Raw genomic sequence first — 15,461 nt, 5'->3', positions numbered from 1 at the left:
AGGCGCCGCCCCGCCGGGTCGCCGAGGCGGCTCCCGCGCGCCGCGAGCCGGAGCCCGAGCCCAGGGCGCACCCGCGCCCGGGCCAGGCCGAGGCGAAGCCCGTCAAGCCGGCCGCCGCCGAGCGCGCCGCCAAGCTCAACCCGCGCCAGCCCGAGCCCAGGGAGGCGCCGAGGCCCGTCGCCAGGGCCGAGCCGAAGCCCGAGCCCAGGCCCGAGCCCAAGCCCGAGCCGAAGAAGCTCGCGGCCGCGCACAGGCCGGAGCCCAAGGAGGCGCCGAGAGCCGCCGCCAAGGCCGAGCCCGCGCGGGCGCACCCGGTCGAGAAGGCCGCGGCGAAGCCCGAGCCGAAGAAGGTCGCGGAGGTCCAGAAGCCGGCGGCGAGGCCGGAGCCCAGGCCGGAGCCCAAGCCGGTGCCCCGGGCCGAGCCGAAGCCCGTCGCCAAGGCTGAACCGAAGCCCGAGGCGAAGCCCGAGCCCAAGCCCGAGCCCAGGCGGGTGGTCGAGGCGCCGAAGCCCGTCGCCAAGGTCGAGCCGAGGCCCGAGCCGGCCAGGCCCGTGAAGCTCGCGGCGCTGCCGGAGAAGCCGGCCGAGCCGGCCCCGGCCCCGGCGATCGCCCCCGCGGCGCCCGCCCCCGCGGTGGACCCGCAATCGTCGTTCCGCTGGCCGGCCCGCGGCCGGGTCATCGCCGGCTACGGCTCGAGCGGCAACGAGGGCATCAACATCGCGGTCCCGGAGGGCACGCCCGTCAAGGCCGCCGAGGAGGGCACGGTCGCGTACGCGGGCAGCGACGTGAAGGGCTACGGCAAGCTGGTGCTGGTGCGCCACGCCAACGGCTACGTCTCGGCCTACGCCCATAACGGCGAGATCGACGTGCGGCCGGGCGAGAAGGTCAAGCGCGGCCAGACCATCGCGAAGTCGGGCGCCTCCGGCAACGTCACCTCGCCGCAGATCCACTTCGAGATCCGCAAGGGCGCGACCCCGGTCGACCCGATGCCGCACCTCGCGAGCAACTGAGGAACCCGCGTCCCCCGCGCCCCGGCCGGGGCGCGGGCCGAGCCGAGAGCCTCCCTCCCGCCGGAGGGAGGCTCTCGGCCGTTCCGGACCGCCCGGCGCGGGGGCCCGCCCGGGGGCCGCGGCGCGGCTCCCCGCGCCCGGGGGTCTCAGTCCAGGCGCCGGCCCAGGCGCCCGGCGAGGTCCTGGATGAACTGGTAGGCGGTGCGGCCGGAGCGCGCGCCCCGGGTCGTCGCCCATTCGAGCGCCTCGGCCCGCAGGCGCCCGGCCTCGAGCGCCAGGCCGTAGCGCTCCGCGTAGGCGTCGATCATCGCCAGGTACTCGTCCTGGCTGCACTTGTGGAAGCCGAGCCAGAGCCCGAAGCGGTCGGAGAGGGAGACCTTCTCCTCCACCGCCTCGCCCGGGTTGATCGCCGTCGAGCGCTCGTTCTCGACCATCTCGCGGGCGAGGAGGTGGCGGCGGTTCGAGGTGGCGTAGAACAGCACGTTGTCGGGCCGGCCCTCGATGCCGCCGTCGAGCGCCGCCTTCAGGGACTTGTACGAGGTGTCCTGCGCGTCGAAGGACAGGTCGTCGCAGAAGACCACGAAGCGGTGCGGGTCGGGGCGCACGGCGCCCATCAGCTCGGGCAGCCCCTCGATGTCCTCCCGGTGGATCTCGATCAGCTTGAGCGGCGGCTCGGCCCCGCGCCGGGCGTTGATCTCGGCGTGCACCGCCTTGACGAGGGACGACTTGCCCATGCCGCGGGCGCCCCACAGGAGCGCGTTGTTGGCCGGCAGGCCGCGGGCGAAGCGCTCGGTGTTGTCGAACAGGATGTCGCGCATCCGGTCGATGCCGCGCAGGAGCCCGATCTCGACGCGGTTGACCCGCGGCACCGGCTGGAGCCGGCGCTCGGCGAGCCACACGAAGGCGTCGGCGGCGGCGAAGTCCGGCGGGCGCGCCCCCCCGGGCGCCGCCCGCTCGAGGGCCGCGGCGATCCGCAGCAGCACGGGCATCAGGGCCGCGACGGCGGGGTCGGCGGGGCTCGGAGACTGGTCCGTCATGCGGCGCGACTCATTCGAACGAGTGGGGAGGCCGGAGCCGGCGGGATCGCGCCGACGTTCGCGGGCGTCCTCTTAATCCCAAGGTCCCCGGCCGGGAACCCGTCGGCCTCCCGGCGGCGGGGCGGCGGCTCGCCGGCGCGCGGCCGGCGTTGCTTTCGGGTCGCCCGCCGCTATAGTCCCGGCGCTTTTGCAGGCTGCCGGATTCCCGCGCGGCCGGTTTTCGTCTTGCTCGGGAGACCTTGAGAGTGATCACGCCCGCCTTCGCGCAGGGAGCTGGCGCCGCCGCCGGTGGCACCGACATCATCTTGCAGGTGGTCCCATTCGTCCTCATCTTCGTGATCATGTACTTCCTGATCCTGCGCCCGCAGCAGCGGCGGGCCAGGGAGCACCAGGACATGGTCAAGAACGTGCGCCGCGGCGACACGGTGGTGACCACGGGCGGCATCGTCGGCCGGGTCGCCAAGGTGACCGACGCCGCGAGCGAGATCGACGTCGAGATCGCCCCGAACGTGCAGGTGAAGGTCGTGCGCACGATGATCGCCGAGGTCCGGGCGAAGGGCGAGCCCGTCAAGGCCGCCTGAGACGGGCGTGGCCCGGGCCCGCGTCCGGGCCGCCACGCCGCCGCCGCGCCGGGCCCGAGGGCCGGCCGGGGCGGCCGAGAGGCCAGGCAGCCAAGCGCCGCCGAGACAGGACGGTTAGGACCCGCGGATGCTCCGTTTCTCCACCACGAAGATCGTCGCGACGCTCGGCGTGATCCTGATCGGCCTGATGCTCGCGGTGCCGAGCTTCTTCTCGGCCGACCAGCGCAGGGCCTTCACGGCCGCGCTGCCGTCCTGGGTGCCGGCCTGGATCGTGCCGACCCGGGCCATCGTGCTCGGCCTCGACCTTCAGGGCGGCTCGCACATCGTGCTCGAGGTCGACCGCAACGACCTCACCCGCACCATGGCGCAGGGGCTGCGCGACGACGTGCGCCAGGCCCTGCGCGAGGCCGGGGTGCAGGCCGACGGCGGCATCCAGCTCACCCCGCGGGGCGTGCAGCTGCGCATCGCCGACGCGGCGAACCGCGCCAAGGCGCTGCCCAAGCTCCAGGCCCTGTCGCAGCCGATCACCGACGCCACCCTCGGCCAGACCGGCGCGCGCACCCTCGACGTGCGCGAGGAGCCGAGCGGCCTGATCCAGCTCGGCTTCACCGAGTCCGGCGTCACCGCCCGGGTGCGCCGGGCCGTGACCCAGGCGATCGAGGTGGTGCGGCGGCGCGTCGACCTCGGCGGCACCACCGAGCCGTCGATCCAGCAGCAGGGCGCCGACCGCATCCTGGTGCAGGTCCCGGGCCTCCAGGACCCGCAGCGGCTCGAGGAGCAGCTCGGCAAGACGGCCAAGCTCGAGTTCCGGATGCTCTCCGACAGCCCGGCCGGCGACGTCGACATGCTGCCCTCCAAGGACGTGAACGGCCAGAAGGTGCCGGTGGAGCGCCGGGTGATGGCGGACGGCGCCGACCTCACCGACGCCCAGCCGGGCTTCGACTCGAAGTCGAACGAGCCCATCGTCAACTTCAAGTTCAACCTGCGCGGCGCCCAGCGCTTCGGCCAGGCGACGAGCGAGAACGTCGGCCGCGCCATGGCGATCGTGCTCGACAACGAGGTGGTGTCGGCCCCCCGCATCCTCCAGCCGATCACCGGCGGGCAGGGCCAGATCTCCGGCCGCTTCACGGTCCAGCAGGCCAACGACCTCTCGGTGCTCCTGCGGGCGGGCGCGCTGCCGGCCAAGCTCAACATCGTCGAGCGCCGCACCGTGGGCCCGGGCCTCGGGCGCGACTCGATCGAGGCCGGCAAGCACGCCACCATCGTGGCGACGGTCCTGGTGGTCGTCCTGATGTTCGCGACCTACGGGGTGTTCGGCCTCTTCGCCAACATCGCGCTCCTCGTCCACGTGGGCCTGATCCTCGGCCTCATGTCGGTGCTCGAGGCGACCATGACGCTGCCGGGCATCGCCGGCATCGTGCTCACCATCGGCACGGCGGTCGACTCGAACGTGCTGATCTACGAGCGCGTGCGCGAGGAGGTGCGGGCGGGCCGCTCGATCCCCTCGGCGCTGCAGGCCGGCTTCGACCGCGCCTTCGCCACCATCGTGGACTCGAACTCCACCATGGCGATCGCCGCCGTCATCCTGTTCTTCCTCGGCTCGGGCCCGGTGCGCGGCTTCGCGGTGGTGTTCATCCTCGGCATCATGACCACGGTCATCACCGCCGTGACCCTGACCCGGATGATGATCGCGGTCTGGTACCAGCGCTTCCGCCCGAAGGTGCTGCCGATCTGAGACGCCGCCCGCGCCGCCACCGGGCGGCGCCCACCCGGCCGCCGCGGCCGGGCTCAAGGACAATCGAGACCGACGATGCGCCTCCTCCGCCTCTGGCCCGACGAATCCCACTTCGACTTCATGCGCCTGCGGCGCCTCAGCTTCCCGTTCTCGGCGCTGATGTCGATCGCCACCGTGCTGCTGTTCCTCCAGATCGGGCTGAACTTCGGCATCGACTTCAAGGGCGGCACCCTGATCGAGCTGCGCCCGAAGGCCGGCCAGTCGGACGTCGCGGCCGTGCGCCACACCGCCAACGGCTTCGGCTTCGGCGAGACGGAGGTGCAGGAATTCGGGCAGGGCTCGATCTCGGTCCGCTTCCCGCTCCAGGGCGGCGGCGAATCGGGCCAGACCCTGGTGATGCAGAAGGCCCACGACGCCTTCGACAGGGACTACACCTTCGACCGCGTCGAGACGGTGGGGCCCCGCGTCTCGGGCGAGCTCGTGCAGTCGGGCACGATCGGCGTCGTCCTGTCGGTGATCGCGGTCCTGCTCTACCTGTGGTTCCGGTTCGAGCGCGAGCTGGCGCTCGGCGCCATCGTCGGCACCCTGCACGACATCGTGCTCACGGTCGGCGTGTTCGTGATCTCGCGCATCGAGTTCAACATGACCTCGATCGCCGCCATCCTGACCATCGTCGGCTACTCGCTGAACGAGACCGTGGTGGTGTTCGACCGCACCCGGGAGCTGATGCGGCGCTACAAGGCCATGCCGACGGAGCAGCTCCTCAACCTGTCGATCAACTCCACCATGTCGCGCACCGTGATGACCGCGACCTCCACGGGCCTGTCCCTGGTGGCGCTGGTGCTGTTCGGCGGCGAGGCGATCAAGGGGTTCTCCGTGGTGATGCTGATCGGCGTCGTGATCTGCACCTACTCGGCGATCTTCATCTCGACCCCGTTCCTGATCTACATCGGCCTCCAGGCCGGCAGCCGCGCGCAGAGCCGCGAGGCGGCCTCCCTGCCCCAGGCGGCCGAGTGAGGACCGCACCGGACCGCATGGACCAGGATCGCACCCAGGATCGCCCGGCGGCGGGCGGACGCGCCCACGACGGCTTCGTCCCCGGCCGCCACCCGATCGACGCCTACGGGGCCGGCGGCTTCCGCTTCGCCGAGATGTCGCACCGGGGCTCGATCCTGGCCCTGCCCTCCGGCATCCGGGCCTGGGACGTCGCGGATCCCCGCGCGATCGACGCGGCGAGCCTCGCGCCCGTGCTGGCCGAGGCGGGCGGCGTGACGCTGCTCCTCATCGGCACCGGCGCCGAGATCGTGTTCCTGCCCGACGCCCTGCGCCAGCGCCTCAGGGCGGCCGGCATCGGCCTCGACGTGATGCAGACGGGGGCGGCCGCGCGCACCTACAACATCCTGGCGGCGGAGAACCGCAAGGTCGCGGCGGCGCTGATCGCGGTGCCGTGAGGGCGCCGCTTTGAGCCAGGACGCGCCCCCCGGCGGCCCGCCGGCCGTGCCCCCCGCGGGCCGCAGCCTCGACTGGGCCTACGCCCATTGCGAGGCCCTGGTGCGCGAGGGCGACCCGGACCGCTACTTCGCCTCGCTCTACGCGCCGGCGGCCCACCGCCCGCACCTCCAGGCGCTCGCGGCCTTCAGCCTGGAGGTGGCGCGGGTGCGCGACGCGGTCTCGAGCCCGCTCCCCGGCGAGGTCCGGCTGCAATGGTGGCGCGACGCGCTCCAGGGCGAGGCCCGGGGCGACGTGCGCGCCCACCCGGTGGCGGCGGCCCTCGACGACACCCTGGTGCGCGCCCGCCTGCCGCGCCAGCCCCTGGTCGACCTCGTCGACGCCCGGGTGTTCGACCTCTACGACGACCCCATGCCGTCGACCGGCGACCTCGAGGGCTATTGCGGCGAGACCGCCTCGAGCCTGATCCGCCTCGGCGGCCTGATCCTGGCGGAGGGCCGCGAGCCCGGCGGCGCGGCGCTGGCCGGCCACGCCGGCGTCGCCTACGCGCTGACGGGGCTCCTGCGGGCGCTGCCCTGGCACGCGCGCCGCGGCCAGGTCTACCTCCCGGCCGACATCCTGGCGGCCCACGGCGTCACCCGCGACGACATCGTCGCGGGACGCGGCGGCCCCGGCCTCGCCGGCGCCTGCGCGGACGTCCGGGCGCTCGCCCGCCGCCACCTCGCCTCCTGCGCCCGGGACCGGGCCACCCTCTCGCCCGCCGCCGCGCCGGCCTACCTGCCGGCGGCCCTGGTCGAGGGCTACCTGCGGGCGATGGAGCGGCCGGGCTACGACCCCCTGCGGAGCGTGGTCGAGATCCCGCGCTGGCGCATCCTGTGGCGGCTGTGGCGGGCGGCGCGGCGCCCCGCGTGATCCCCCGGCCCGCTACTCGGCGGCGGCCGGCAGCCCGGGCTCGCCGAGCCAGGCGCCGAGGGCCGAGCGCGCCCGCTCGGTGAGCGCGCGCTTGCGGGCCTGGGCCTTCTCGGGCCCGCGCAGGCGCCGGCCGTCCGGCGCCCTGGGGGCCTGGGCGAGGGGCGGGAACAGCCCGAAATTCACGTTCATCGGCTGGAACGAGCGCGGCACGCCCGCCGCGGGGGCCGCGCCCGCCTCCTCGGCCGGGGCGTCGTCCGAGATGTGGCCGCCGGTGATGTGGGCGATGAGCGCGCCGAGGGCCGTCGTGGCCGGCAGCGGGGCGAGCGCCCGGCCCTGGCGCTCGGCGGCCGCGAAGCGGCCGGCCATGAGGCCGATGGCGGCGCTCTCGACGTAGCCCTCGCAGCCCGTGATCTGGCCGGCGAAGCGCAGGCGCGGCGCGGCCCGCAGGCGCAGGGTGGCGTCGAGGAGGCGGGGCGAGTCGAGGTAGGTGTTGCGGTGGAGCCCCCCGAGGCGGGCGAACTCGGCCCGCTCCAGCCCCGGGATCGTGCGGAAGATCCGCACCTGCTCGGCGTGCCGCAGCTTCGTCTGGAACCCCACCATGTTGTAGAGCGTGCCGAGGGCGTTGTCCTGGCGCAGCTGCACCACCGCGTAGGCCTTGACGGTCGGGTCGTGCGGGTTGGTGAGGCCGAAGGGCTTCATGGGCCCGTGCCGCAGGGTCTCGGGGCCGCGCTCGGCCATCACCTCGATCGGCAGGCAGCCGTCGAAGTACGGCGTGGAGGCCTCCCACTCCTTGAAGGAGGTCTTGTCGCCCGCGACCAGGGCCGCCACGAAGGCGGCGTAGCGCTCCCGGTCGAGAGGGCAGTTGATGTAGTCGGCCCCGGTGCCGCCCGGGCCCACCTTGTCGTAGCGGGACTGGAACCAGGCCGTCCCCATGTCGATGGAGTCGCGGTGAACGATCGGCGCGATCGCGTCGAAGAACGCGAGGGACTCGGCGCCGGTGAGGCCGCGGATGCCCTCCGCCAGGCCCGGCGCGGTGAGGGGGCCGGTCGCCACGATCACGCTGTCCCAGGAGGCCGGCGGCAGGCCGTCGATCTCCTGGCGCACGAGGGTGACGCCCGGATGGGCCTCGAGGGCCGCCGTCACGGCCCGGCTGAAGCCGTCCCGGTCGACCGCCAGCGCGCCGCCGGCGGGCACCTGGTGGGCGTCGCCCGCGCGCATGATCAGCGAGCCGAGGCGCCGCATCTCCTGGTGCAGCAGGCCGACGGCGTTCAGGTCGGCATCGTCGGAGCGGAAGGAGTTCGAGCAGACGAGCTCGGCCAGGCCGTCGGTGCGATGGGCCTCGGTGCCGCGCAGGGGCCGCATCTCGTGCAGAACCACGGGCAGGCCCGCCTGCGCGATCTGCCAGGCGGCCTCGGAGCCGGCGAGGCCGCCGCCGACGACGTGGATGGGGTCTGATCCGGACATGCCCCGGCATACCGGATCGCCCGGAGCGGATGCAACCGGGTCGGCGGGAACGCGAACGCCCGCCGGACGGGCGGGCGCGCGGGGGAAGCGGGGCCGCGGTGGAGCGGCCCGGTCAGCGATACGGCCTCAGGCCACGCCGCGGGCGACGCCCGGGATCTCGTAGCGGCTGATGCCGAGATCGTCGAGCTCGCGGTCGGACAGGCGCGACAGCTCGTGGACGGTCTCGCGGTAGCGGAGATAGGCGCGGAGCTTGCTCAGGAGCAGGGACACGAACATGGGACTTGACCTCTTGGCGGGCAGTCAGTGCCGAGGATTTCGGCAGCGGCGCCCGCTTCTGTTGCAACGCACCATATGGTGTCCCGCTCCGCTCACGGGAGCGGTCAGTTCGTAAGCCAGCTATGCGCACATCTCATGCATCGCGCAGGGATTCGTCAACGAAGTGCGCTGCCCGCGGATTCGGCAGCATTCCGGCGCGGGATCCGGCCCGCGCGGGTCCGGTCCGGCATTATGCTGCAGGTGCGAAGCGCCGGCTCAGTGCAGCCGGGGCGCGACCAGGAAGCGGGCGCGGTCGGCCGAGGCGACGGCGACGCTCAGGGTGCGGCCGTCGCGGTGGATGGTCAGCGGCACGCTCACGCCCGCCGGCCCGAGGGCCCAGACGGCGCGGAAGAAGCTCCCGAGATCGCTCACCTCGGTGCGGCCGACCGCCATGACGATGTCGCCCGCCCGCAGGTCCGCCGCCTCGGCGGGGCCGCGGGAGGCCAGGCCCATGACCACGACCTGATCGTCCATCTCGGTGGCGTAGAGCCCGAGCCAGGGCCGGGGCGGGCGGTCGGCGCGGCCGAGGGTGGTGAGGTCGGGCAGGATCGGCTTCAGGAGGTCGATCGGCACCACCATGTTGATGGTCTTGTTGTCCCGGCCGCTCTGCTGGAGCTGCAGGGAGCCGATGCCGAGGAGGTCGCCGGCCGGGCCGATCAGGGCGGTGCCGCCCCAGTGCGGGTGCGAGGGCGCGGTGAAGAGCGCGTCGTCGAGCACGTACTCCCAGTAGCCCGCGAATTCCTGGCGGGCCACGACCTCGGCGGCGATGGAGCGGTGGCGCCCGCCGGCGCCCGCCACCACCACGGCGTCCCCGACCCGCAGGGCGGCGGAATCGCCGAGGGCCAGGGCGGGCAGGTCGAGCCGGCCGAGGGCCTGGACCAGCCCGAAGCCGGTGGCGGCGTCGAAGCCGACGACGTGGCCCGGCACGGTGCGGCCGTCATGGGCGGTGAGCCAGACGCTCTCGGCCTCGGTGATCAGGTAGCCGATGGTCAGGACGAGCCCGTCGCTGCCGATCGTGACGCCGTTGCCGGCCCGCTCGAGCCCCAGGGTCTCGGCCGTGAAGGCGCTCTCCGGCACCCGGGCCGAGAGCGAGACGACGGACGTCAGCGCGCGGTCGAGGTCGTACGCGTAGGCGCCGGGCCGGGGCTGGACGGTCGAGGGGATCTTCCAGTCTCCGAGCGAGGCCATCCCGGGTCTCCCTGCTGCGCGGTTGATCCGCCGGGGCGCCTCGCCGCGCGAACCGACCCGGATTGCCCGTTCGTTATAGGTCGCGCGGCCGGCGCCGACACCCGGTCCCCGGGCGCTTATCGCGGGATCGTCCCGGCGGCGGGCGCCCGCGGCCCCGATCGCGCACGACGAGAACGCCCGGCCGCGGGGCCGGGCGTCGTCGTGTCGGTCGCGCCGGCCCGCGGACGGGCCCCGGGCGCGGGGTCCGGGGCCGGTCCGCGCCGGAGCTCAGTACTTGCGGATGATGGGGGCCGAGGGCGGCGGGGCCGCCGCCGCGACGGTGTAGAGCGGCGCGACGAGCCGGAACCAGCCGTCGGTCTGGTAGTTCTTGCGGCCGTTCGCGTCGAGGGCCGTGGTGGCGACGTCGCGGGCGACGTAGACCTGCGCCGTGAAGGGCCCGAAATCGTAGCCGAGGAGGCCGCCGACCGCGAACCGGCCGCCCTTGGTGTAGGCGGGGCCGTTCACGGTGCGCAGGAGGTCGCGCGTGCTCGCCGGCAGGTCGACGGTGCCGTACCCGATGGCGCCGATCTCGAACTTCCCGAACTTCTTCGTCGCGGTCAGGTCGAGGTTGAGGCCGTCGGCGATGAACACCGACCCGATCGCGCTGCCCACCGGCCCATTGAAGCGGCCGACCGGGTCCAGGTAGAAGTTGTGGGTCAGGTTCGCGGTCAGGTTCCAGCCGTCGCCGGTGTAGCTGAGGGCGAAGCCCTGGCGGTAGGTGGTCGAGGCGAGCTGGGGCAGCACGAAGGGACCGCCGCCGGCGCCGACGAGGGAGCCGCGGTCGCCGTTGAGGTCGTTGAGGTAGGCGCCGAACAGGTAGCTGAAGCCGACGTTGTTGCCGAGGTCCCAGGCGAAGATGCTGCCCACGAAGGTGCCGACGTTCCAGCTGATGTCCCGGTTGGGGATCGGCGCCGGGTTGCGGGTGCCCACGAACAGCGTCGGGGCCGCGGTCACGAGCTCGATGCGCGAGTCGAAGACCTTCCAGGGCGTCGACCAGACCAGGACCGGGATGTTGACGCCGACGTTCGGCGAGTTCGGCCCGTCGGCCCGGCGCCAGCTGAAGGTGTCGATCGCGTAGACGCCCTCCGGCAGCGGCGCGCCGACCGCGAGGCCGACCTGCTCGCCGGGCACGGTCGTGGTCTGCGCGTACGAAGCGGTCGCCGTGACGCCCAAGGAGAGAGCCGCCGCCCCCGCGGCGAGCCAGTGCTTGACCATAAGATTTCCTTCCCACCGCCGTCGGGCCGGCGCTCGGCTCCCGTCCTCGGCCTCGCCCGTCATGAGTGCGGGCATTCACCGAGGATGATTCGCGCCGCCTGCCGGCCTCAGCACAGTCTGAACACCGGGAAGTGTTGTACAGCCACGCTCGAAATACCAGCGCTCTGCCTGCATCGGAGGCAGATCCGTCACAGCTGTTGCTGAAAGGCCGCATTTTCGCCGGAGGCGGGGCCGGTTCTACTGGCGGGGCGGGACGCGAACTGGTGCGAATGAGCGACTTTGTGCAATGCACCCGCGGCTATTGGGCGGACCGCGCGTGCCTTCGCGGACGTTTTCGGGCGATTCTCCCGACCGGCCGCGGGGCGGCACGGTGAATNGGGCGGCCCGCCGGCCCCGGGACGGGGCGTCCGGACGCCGGGCCGCGGCCGCCCGGGGGCCGGACCGCTACTCGGCCGCCTGCTTGCGCGCCCGCCCGCCCTGGGCGGCGGGGCGCCGGGCCAGCACCTCGCGCAGGAAGCGCCCGGTGTGGCTCCCCTTGGCGCGCGCGATCGCCTCGGGCGTGCCCTGCGCCACGATGCGGCCGCCGCCGTCGCCGCCCTCCGGCCCCATGTCGATCACCCAGTCGGCGGTCTTGATGACCTCGAGGTTGTGCTCGATTACCACCACGCTGTTGCCCTGCTCGACCAGCTCGTGGAGCACCTCCATCAGCTTGGCGACGTCGTGGAAGTGCAGGCCGGTGGTCGGCTCGTCCAGGATGTAGAGCGTGCGGCCGGTCGCCCGCTTGGAGAGCTCCTTCGACAGCTTGACCCGCTGGGCCTCGCCGCCCGAGAGCGTGGTGGCCTGCTGGCCCACGTGGACGTAGTCGAGGCCGACCCGCGCCAGGGTCTCCATCTTCTCGCGGATCGACGGCACCGCCTTGAACAGGTCGGCCGCCTCCTCGACCGTCATGTCGAGCACGTCGGCGATCGAGTGCTCGCGGTACTTCACCTCCAGGGTCTCGCGGTCGTAGCGCTTGCCCTTGCAGACGTCGCAGGTGACGTAGACATCCGGCAGGAAGTGCATCTCGATCTTGATCATGCCGTCGCCCGAGCAGGCCTCGCAGCGCCCGCCCTTGACGTTGAACGAGAAGCGCCCGGGCTGGTAGCCGCGGGCCTTGGCCTCGGGCAGGCCGGCGAACCAGTCGCGGATCGGCGTGAAGGCCCCGATATAGGTGGCGGGGTTCGAGCGCGGCGTGCGGCCGATGGGCGACTGGTCGATGTCGATGACCTTGTCGAGGTGCTCCATCCCGTCGATCCGGTCGTAGGGGGCGGGGTGCTCCAGGGCGCCGTTGAGCTTGCGGGCGACCGCCTTGTAGAGCGTGTCGATCACGAGGGTCGACTTGCCGCCGCCCGAGACCCCGGTGATGCACGTGAAGGTGCCGAGGGGGATCTCCGCGGTCACGTCCTTCAGGTTGTTGCCGCGCGCCCCGACGAGGCGCAGGACCTGGCCCCGCTTGGCCTTGCGCCGGCTCGCGGGCATGCGCACCGAGAGGGCGCCGGTGAGGTACTTGGCGGTGAGGGAGGCGGGGTCCGCCAGGAGCTCGGCGGGCGTTCCCTGGGCGACGATCTCGCCGCCGTGGATGCCCGCCCCGGGCCCGACGTCGACCACGTAGTCGGCCTGGAGGATCGCGTCCTCGTCGTGCTCGACCACGATCACCGAGTTGCCGAGGTCGCGCAGGCGCTTGAGGGTGCCGAGCAGGCGCTCGTTGTCGCGCTGGTGCAGGCCGATGGAGGGTTCGTCGAGGACGTAGAGCACGCCCGTCAGCCCCGAGCCGATCTGGGAGGCGAGGCGGATGCGCTGGCTCTCGCCGCCCGAGAGCGAGCCGGAGCCGCGGGCGAGCGTGAGGTACTCGAGGCCGACATCGACCAGGAAGGTGAGCCGGTCGCGGATCTCCTTCAGGATGCGGGCCGCGATCTCGTTCTGCTTCGGGGTGAGGCGGCCCGGCAGCGCGCCGAACCAGCCGTGGGCGTCCCGCACCGACAGCACGGTGGCGTCGCCGATGTCGGAGCCCGCGATCTTCACCGCCAGCGCCTCGGGCTTGAGGCGCTTGCCGCCGCAGGCCGAGCAGGGCGTCTCGGCCATGAAGCGGGAGATGTCCTCGCGGGCCGCGTCGCTCTCCGTCTCCTTGTAGCGCCGCTCCAGGTTCGGGATCACGCCCTCGAAGGGCTTCACCACCTCGTAGGCGCGCAGGCCGTCGTTGTAGGCGAAGCGCACCGCGTCGCCGCCGGAGCCGTAGAGCACCACCTGGCGGGCCGCCTCGGTGAGCCGGCTCCACGGCAGGTCGGTCTTGAAGCGGTAGTGGCGGGCGAGGGCGTCGAGGGTCTGGCCGTAATAGGGCGAGCTCGACTTGGCCCAGGGCGCGATGACGCCGCGCGCGAGGCTGAACGTCTCGTCGGCGATCACCAGCGCCGGGTCGATGCGCATCTCGTGGCCGATGCCGCCGCAGGTCGGGCAGGCGCCGAAGGGGTTGTTGAAGGAGAACAGCCGCGGCTCGATCTCCGGGATCGTGAAGCCCGAGACCGGGCAGGCGAAGCGCGACGAGAACACGATCGGCTCCGGGGCCGCGCCGGCCTCGGGCGCGTCCGCGAAGGCGACGAGCGCGATGCCGTCGGCGAGCTCCAGCGCCGTCTCGAACGAATCGGCCAGGCGCGAGGCGAGGTCGGCCCGGACCACGATGCGGTCGACCACGACGTCGATGTCGTGCTTGAGCTTCTTGTCGAGCCTGGGCGCGTCGTCGATGGCGTAGTACTCGCCGTCGATGCGCAGCCGCTGGAAGCCCTTCTTCTGGTACTCGGCGATCTCCTTGCGGTACTCGCCCTTGCGCCCGCGCACCACGGGCGCCAGCAGGTAGAGCCGGGTCTTCTCCGGCAGCGCCAGCACCCGGTCGACCATCTGGCTCACGGTCTGGCTCTCGATCGGCAGGCCCGTCGCCGGCGAGTACGGGATGCCGACCCGCGCCCAGAGCAGGCGCATGTAGTCGTAGATCTCCGTGACGGTGCCGACCGTGGAGCGCGGGTTCTTCGAGGTGGTCTTCTGCTCGATGGAGATCGCCGGCGAGAGCCCGTCGATCTGGTCGACGTCGGGCTTCGACATCATCTCGAGGAACTGGCGGGCGTAGGCCGAGAGCGACTCGACGTAGCGGCGCTGCCCCTCGGCGTAGATGGTGTCGAAGGCGAGCGAGGACTTGCCCGAGCCCGACAGCCCGGTGAAGACCACCAGCTTGTCGCGCGGGATCACGAGGTCGACGTTCTTCAGGTTGTGCTCGCGGGCGCCGCGCACCGCGATCACGCGGCGGTCCGCCGCGCGGTCGAACATCGTGTCGAGAGGGGCCATGCAGGGGGCTCCGGACCGGACCGGCCAGACGGGCGACCGGGGGTTAGGAGGGCCGGAGACGAAGCGGCCCGGCCCGAATCAGCCGGGGCCCCAGGGCCCCGTCCACCCTGCGTGCTAGAACAAAATGCGTACAGGGACAACTCGGCCCGGGCGCGGCGCAGGCGCGCGGCGGCTGCAATGCGGCCCGGCCCTGCCGCGCGGCCGCGCGGGCACCCGCGCCCGCACGGGCCCCGGGCCGAGGCAGCGGCGCCCCGCCCTACTTGTCGGTGCAGAGCCCCGCCGCCGAGAGCTGGCGGTGGTAGCGGGGGTCGCAGTCGGTGGCCAGGAACGAGGCCCACTCGGTCGGCGAGCCGTAGAAGGCGTTGCGGTCGACGTCGCCGCGCACGCCCGGCACCCGGCCGGTCGAGGTGAACTGCCAGAGCATCCAGTCCCGGTTGGCGAAGCGCTGCTCGGGCTCGGCCGCGGTGGAGCGGACCCAGTGGGGATAGTCGGGCAGCTCGCCCTCCAGCACGTCGCGGTGGAAGGTGATGTCGGTGTAGATGATCGGCCGCTTGCCCGTGTAGGCCTCCATCTCGCGCAGCATGGTCTGCGTCATCGCGAGGGCCTGGGACTTGGGCAGCTTCTTCGGGCAGGTCTGGGAGTGGCCGTTCCACTCGACGTCGAGGACCGGGGGCAGGGCGGTCGGGTCGTTGGGGACGTTGCGCTTGAACCACTCCATCTGGTCCTGGGCCGAGCGGCACCAGAACACGAAGTGGTAGGCGCCCCGCGGCACGCCGGCCCGCCCCGCGCCGTCCCAGTTCTCGCGGAAGCGGTCGTCGAGGTGGTCGCCGCCCTCGGTCGCCTTGATGTAGGCGAACTGGGTGCCGGCGCTGCGCACCGAGGCCCAGTCGATCGGTCCCTGCCACTTCGAGACGTCGATGCCCTGGATCGGGTGCAGCTTCGCCTTGGCGACGCCCGGATGGGGCTTCACGTCGCCCTTGGTCGGGTAGAAGTCGGGGCCGCCGGCGCAGGCCGCGAGGGCGGCCAGCGCCGCGCCGGCCGCCAGGCGCCTCGTCCAGGCCAGCGGAAGCGACAAGGCGGAGAGGATCTTCGACTCCAGCGGCATCGACGCCCGACCTGATTTCACGCGGAACACTATGGCTAA

At 73.1% G+C, this 15,461-nt stretch carries 13 protein-coding genes; 6 read left to right on the top strand and 7 right to left on the bottom strand.

Annotated elements, in window-relative coordinates:
* On the top strand, positions 1-1,010 hold a 1,010-nt coding region (locus DT057_RS03285; RefSeq protein ID WP_162501304.1), incomplete at its 5' end, for a M23 family metallopeptidase.
* A 146-nt stretch (positions 1,011-1,156) separates the two neighbouring features.
* Here the strand turns inward: DT057_RS03285 and DT057_RS03280 are convergent.
* The gene (locus DT057_RS03280) at positions 1,157-2,047 is read right to left on the bottom strand and encodes an ATP-binding protein (RefSeq protein WP_128560694.1); all 891 of its coding nucleotides are present in this window, start codon (positions 2,045-2,047) and stop codon (positions 1,157-1,159) included.
* A 245-nt stretch (positions 2,048-2,292) separates the two neighbouring features.
* Between DT057_RS03280 and yajC the strand changes: the two genes are divergently transcribed.
* The 5 genes from yajC (at position 2,293) to DT057_RS03255 (ending at position 6,724) form a co-directional block, all read left to right on the top strand.
* A complete protein-coding gene (gene yajC / locus DT057_RS03275; RefSeq protein ID WP_128560693.1) occupies positions 2,293-2,628 on the top strand; it encodes a preprotein translocase subunit YajC in 336 nt (111 codons plus the stop codon).
* Positions 2,629-2,755: 127 nt separating this feature from the next.
* The gene (gene secD / locus DT057_RS03270) at positions 2,756-4,363 is read left to right on the top strand and encodes a protein translocase subunit SecD (RefSeq protein WP_128560692.1); all 1,608 of its coding nucleotides are present in this window, start codon (positions 2,756-2,758) and stop codon (positions 4,361-4,363) included.
* A gap of 75 nt (positions 4,364-4,438) precedes the next feature.
* On the top strand, positions 4,439-5,380 hold the full coding sequence (gene secF / locus DT057_RS03265) for a protein translocase subunit SecF (protein ID WP_128560691.1): 942 nt from the start codon (positions 4,439-4,441) through the stop codon (positions 5,378-5,380).
* Between the two features lie 17 nt (positions 5,381-5,397).
* Positions 5,398-5,814 (top strand): Mth938-like domain-containing protein, encoded by a 417-nt coding sequence (locus DT057_RS03260; protein ID WP_128560690.1) that lies wholly within the window; start codon positions 5,398-5,400, stop codon positions 5,812-5,814.
* Positions 5,815-5,860: 46 nt separating this feature from the next.
* Positions 5,861-6,724 carry a phytoene/squalene synthase family protein gene (locus DT057_RS03255; protein ID WP_128560689.1) on the top strand — a complete coding sequence of 288 codons (864 nt, stop codon included), beginning with the start codon at positions 5,861-5,863 and terminating at the stop codon, positions 6,722-6,724.
* 12 nt (positions 6,725-6,736) lie between these two features.
* Here DT057_RS03255 and trmFO read toward each other — a convergent pair whose 3' ends face one another.
* From trmFO to DT057_RS03225, 6 genes are all read right to left on the bottom strand, one after another.
* Positions 6,737-8,188 carry a methylenetetrahydrofolate--tRNA-(uracil(54)-C(5))-methyltransferase (FADH(2)-oxidizing) TrmFO gene (trmFO, locus tag DT057_RS03250; protein ID WP_128560688.1) on the bottom strand — a complete coding sequence of 484 codons (1,452 nt, stop codon included), beginning with the start codon at positions 8,186-8,188 and terminating at the stop codon, positions 6,737-6,739.
* Between the two features lie 126 nt (positions 8,189-8,314).
* Complete coding sequence (locus DT057_RS03245) at positions 8,315-8,464, bottom strand: DUF1127 domain-containing protein (RefSeq protein ID WP_128560687.1); 150 nt, start codon at positions 8,462-8,464, stop codon at positions 8,315-8,317.
* A 255-nt stretch (positions 8,465-8,719) separates the two neighbouring features.
* Positions 8,720-9,691: a S1C family serine protease gene (locus tag DT057_RS03240; protein WP_128560686.1), complete on the bottom strand. Its 972-nt coding sequence runs from the start codon at positions 9,689-9,691 to the stop codon at positions 8,720-8,722.
* Between the two features lie 267 nt (positions 9,692-9,958).
* The gene (locus DT057_RS03235) at positions 9,959-10,945 is read right to left on the bottom strand and encodes a transporter (protein WP_128560685.1); all 987 of its coding nucleotides are present in this window, start codon (positions 10,943-10,945) and stop codon (positions 9,959-9,961) included.
* Between the two features lie 444 nt (positions 10,946-11,389).
* A complete protein-coding gene (gene uvrA / locus DT057_RS03230) occupies positions 11,390-14,317 on the bottom strand; it encodes an excinuclease ABC subunit UvrA (RefSeq protein WP_128560684.1) in 2,928 nt (975 codons plus the stop codon).
* 256 nt (positions 14,318-14,573) lie between these two features.
* Complete coding sequence (locus DT057_RS03225; RefSeq protein WP_128560683.1) at positions 14,574-15,422, bottom strand: glycoside hydrolase family 25 protein; 849 nt, start codon at positions 15,420-15,422, stop codon at positions 14,574-14,576.
* Between the last annotated feature and the right edge of the window lie 39 nt (positions 15,423-15,461).

This window comes from Methylobacterium crusticola (assembly GCF_003574465.1).
Taxonomy (GTDB): Bacteria; Pseudomonadota; Alphaproteobacteria; order Rhizobiales; family Beijerinckiaceae; genus Methylobacterium; species Methylobacterium crusticola.
The sequence above is the reverse complement of the archived record's forward strand: the minus strand, read 5'-3'. Positions and strand labels throughout refer to the sequence as shown.

What these genes read in the sequence shown, in the direction of transcription:
- DT057_RS03280 (WP_128560694.1), bottom strand. Translation starts at nt 2,047, where the DNA reads ATGACGGACCAGTCTCCGAGCCCCGCCGACCCCGCCGTCGCGGCCCTG.
- secD (WP_128560692.1), top strand. Translation starts at nt 2,756, where the DNA reads ATGCTCCGTTTCTCCACCACGAAGATCGTCGCGACGCTCGGCGTGATC.
- secF (WP_128560691.1), top strand. Translation starts at nt 4,439, where the DNA reads ATGCGCCTCCTCCGCCTCTGGCCCGACGAATCCCACTTCGACTTCATG.
- DT057_RS03260 (WP_128560690.1), top strand. Translation starts at nt 5,398, where the DNA reads ATGGACCAGGATCGCACCCAGGATCGCCCGGCGGCGGGCGGACGCGCC.
- trmFO (WP_128560688.1), bottom strand. Translation starts at nt 8,188, where the DNA reads ATGTCCGGATCAGACCCCATCCACGTCGTCGGCGGCGGCCTCGCCGGC.
- DT057_RS03245 (WP_128560687.1), bottom strand. Translation starts at nt 8,464, where the DNA reads ATGTTCGTGTCCCTGCTCCTGAGCAAGCTCCGCGCCTATCTCCGCTAC.
- DT057_RS03240 (WP_128560686.1), bottom strand. Translation starts at nt 9,691, where the DNA reads ATGGCCTCGCTCGGAGACTGGAAGATCCCCTCGACCGTCCAGCCCCGG.
- DT057_RS03235 (WP_128560685.1), bottom strand. Translation starts at nt 10,945, where the DNA reads ATGGTCAAGCACTGGCTCGCCGCGGGGGCGGCGGCTCTCTCCTTGGGC.
- uvrA (WP_128560684.1), bottom strand. Translation starts at nt 14,317, where the DNA reads ATGGCCCCTCTCGACACGATGTTCGACCGCGCGGCGGACCGCCGCGTG.
- DT057_RS03225 (WP_128560683.1), bottom strand. Translation starts at nt 15,422, where the DNA reads ATGCCGCTGGAGTCGAAGATCCTCTCCGCCTTGTCGCTTCCGCTGGCC.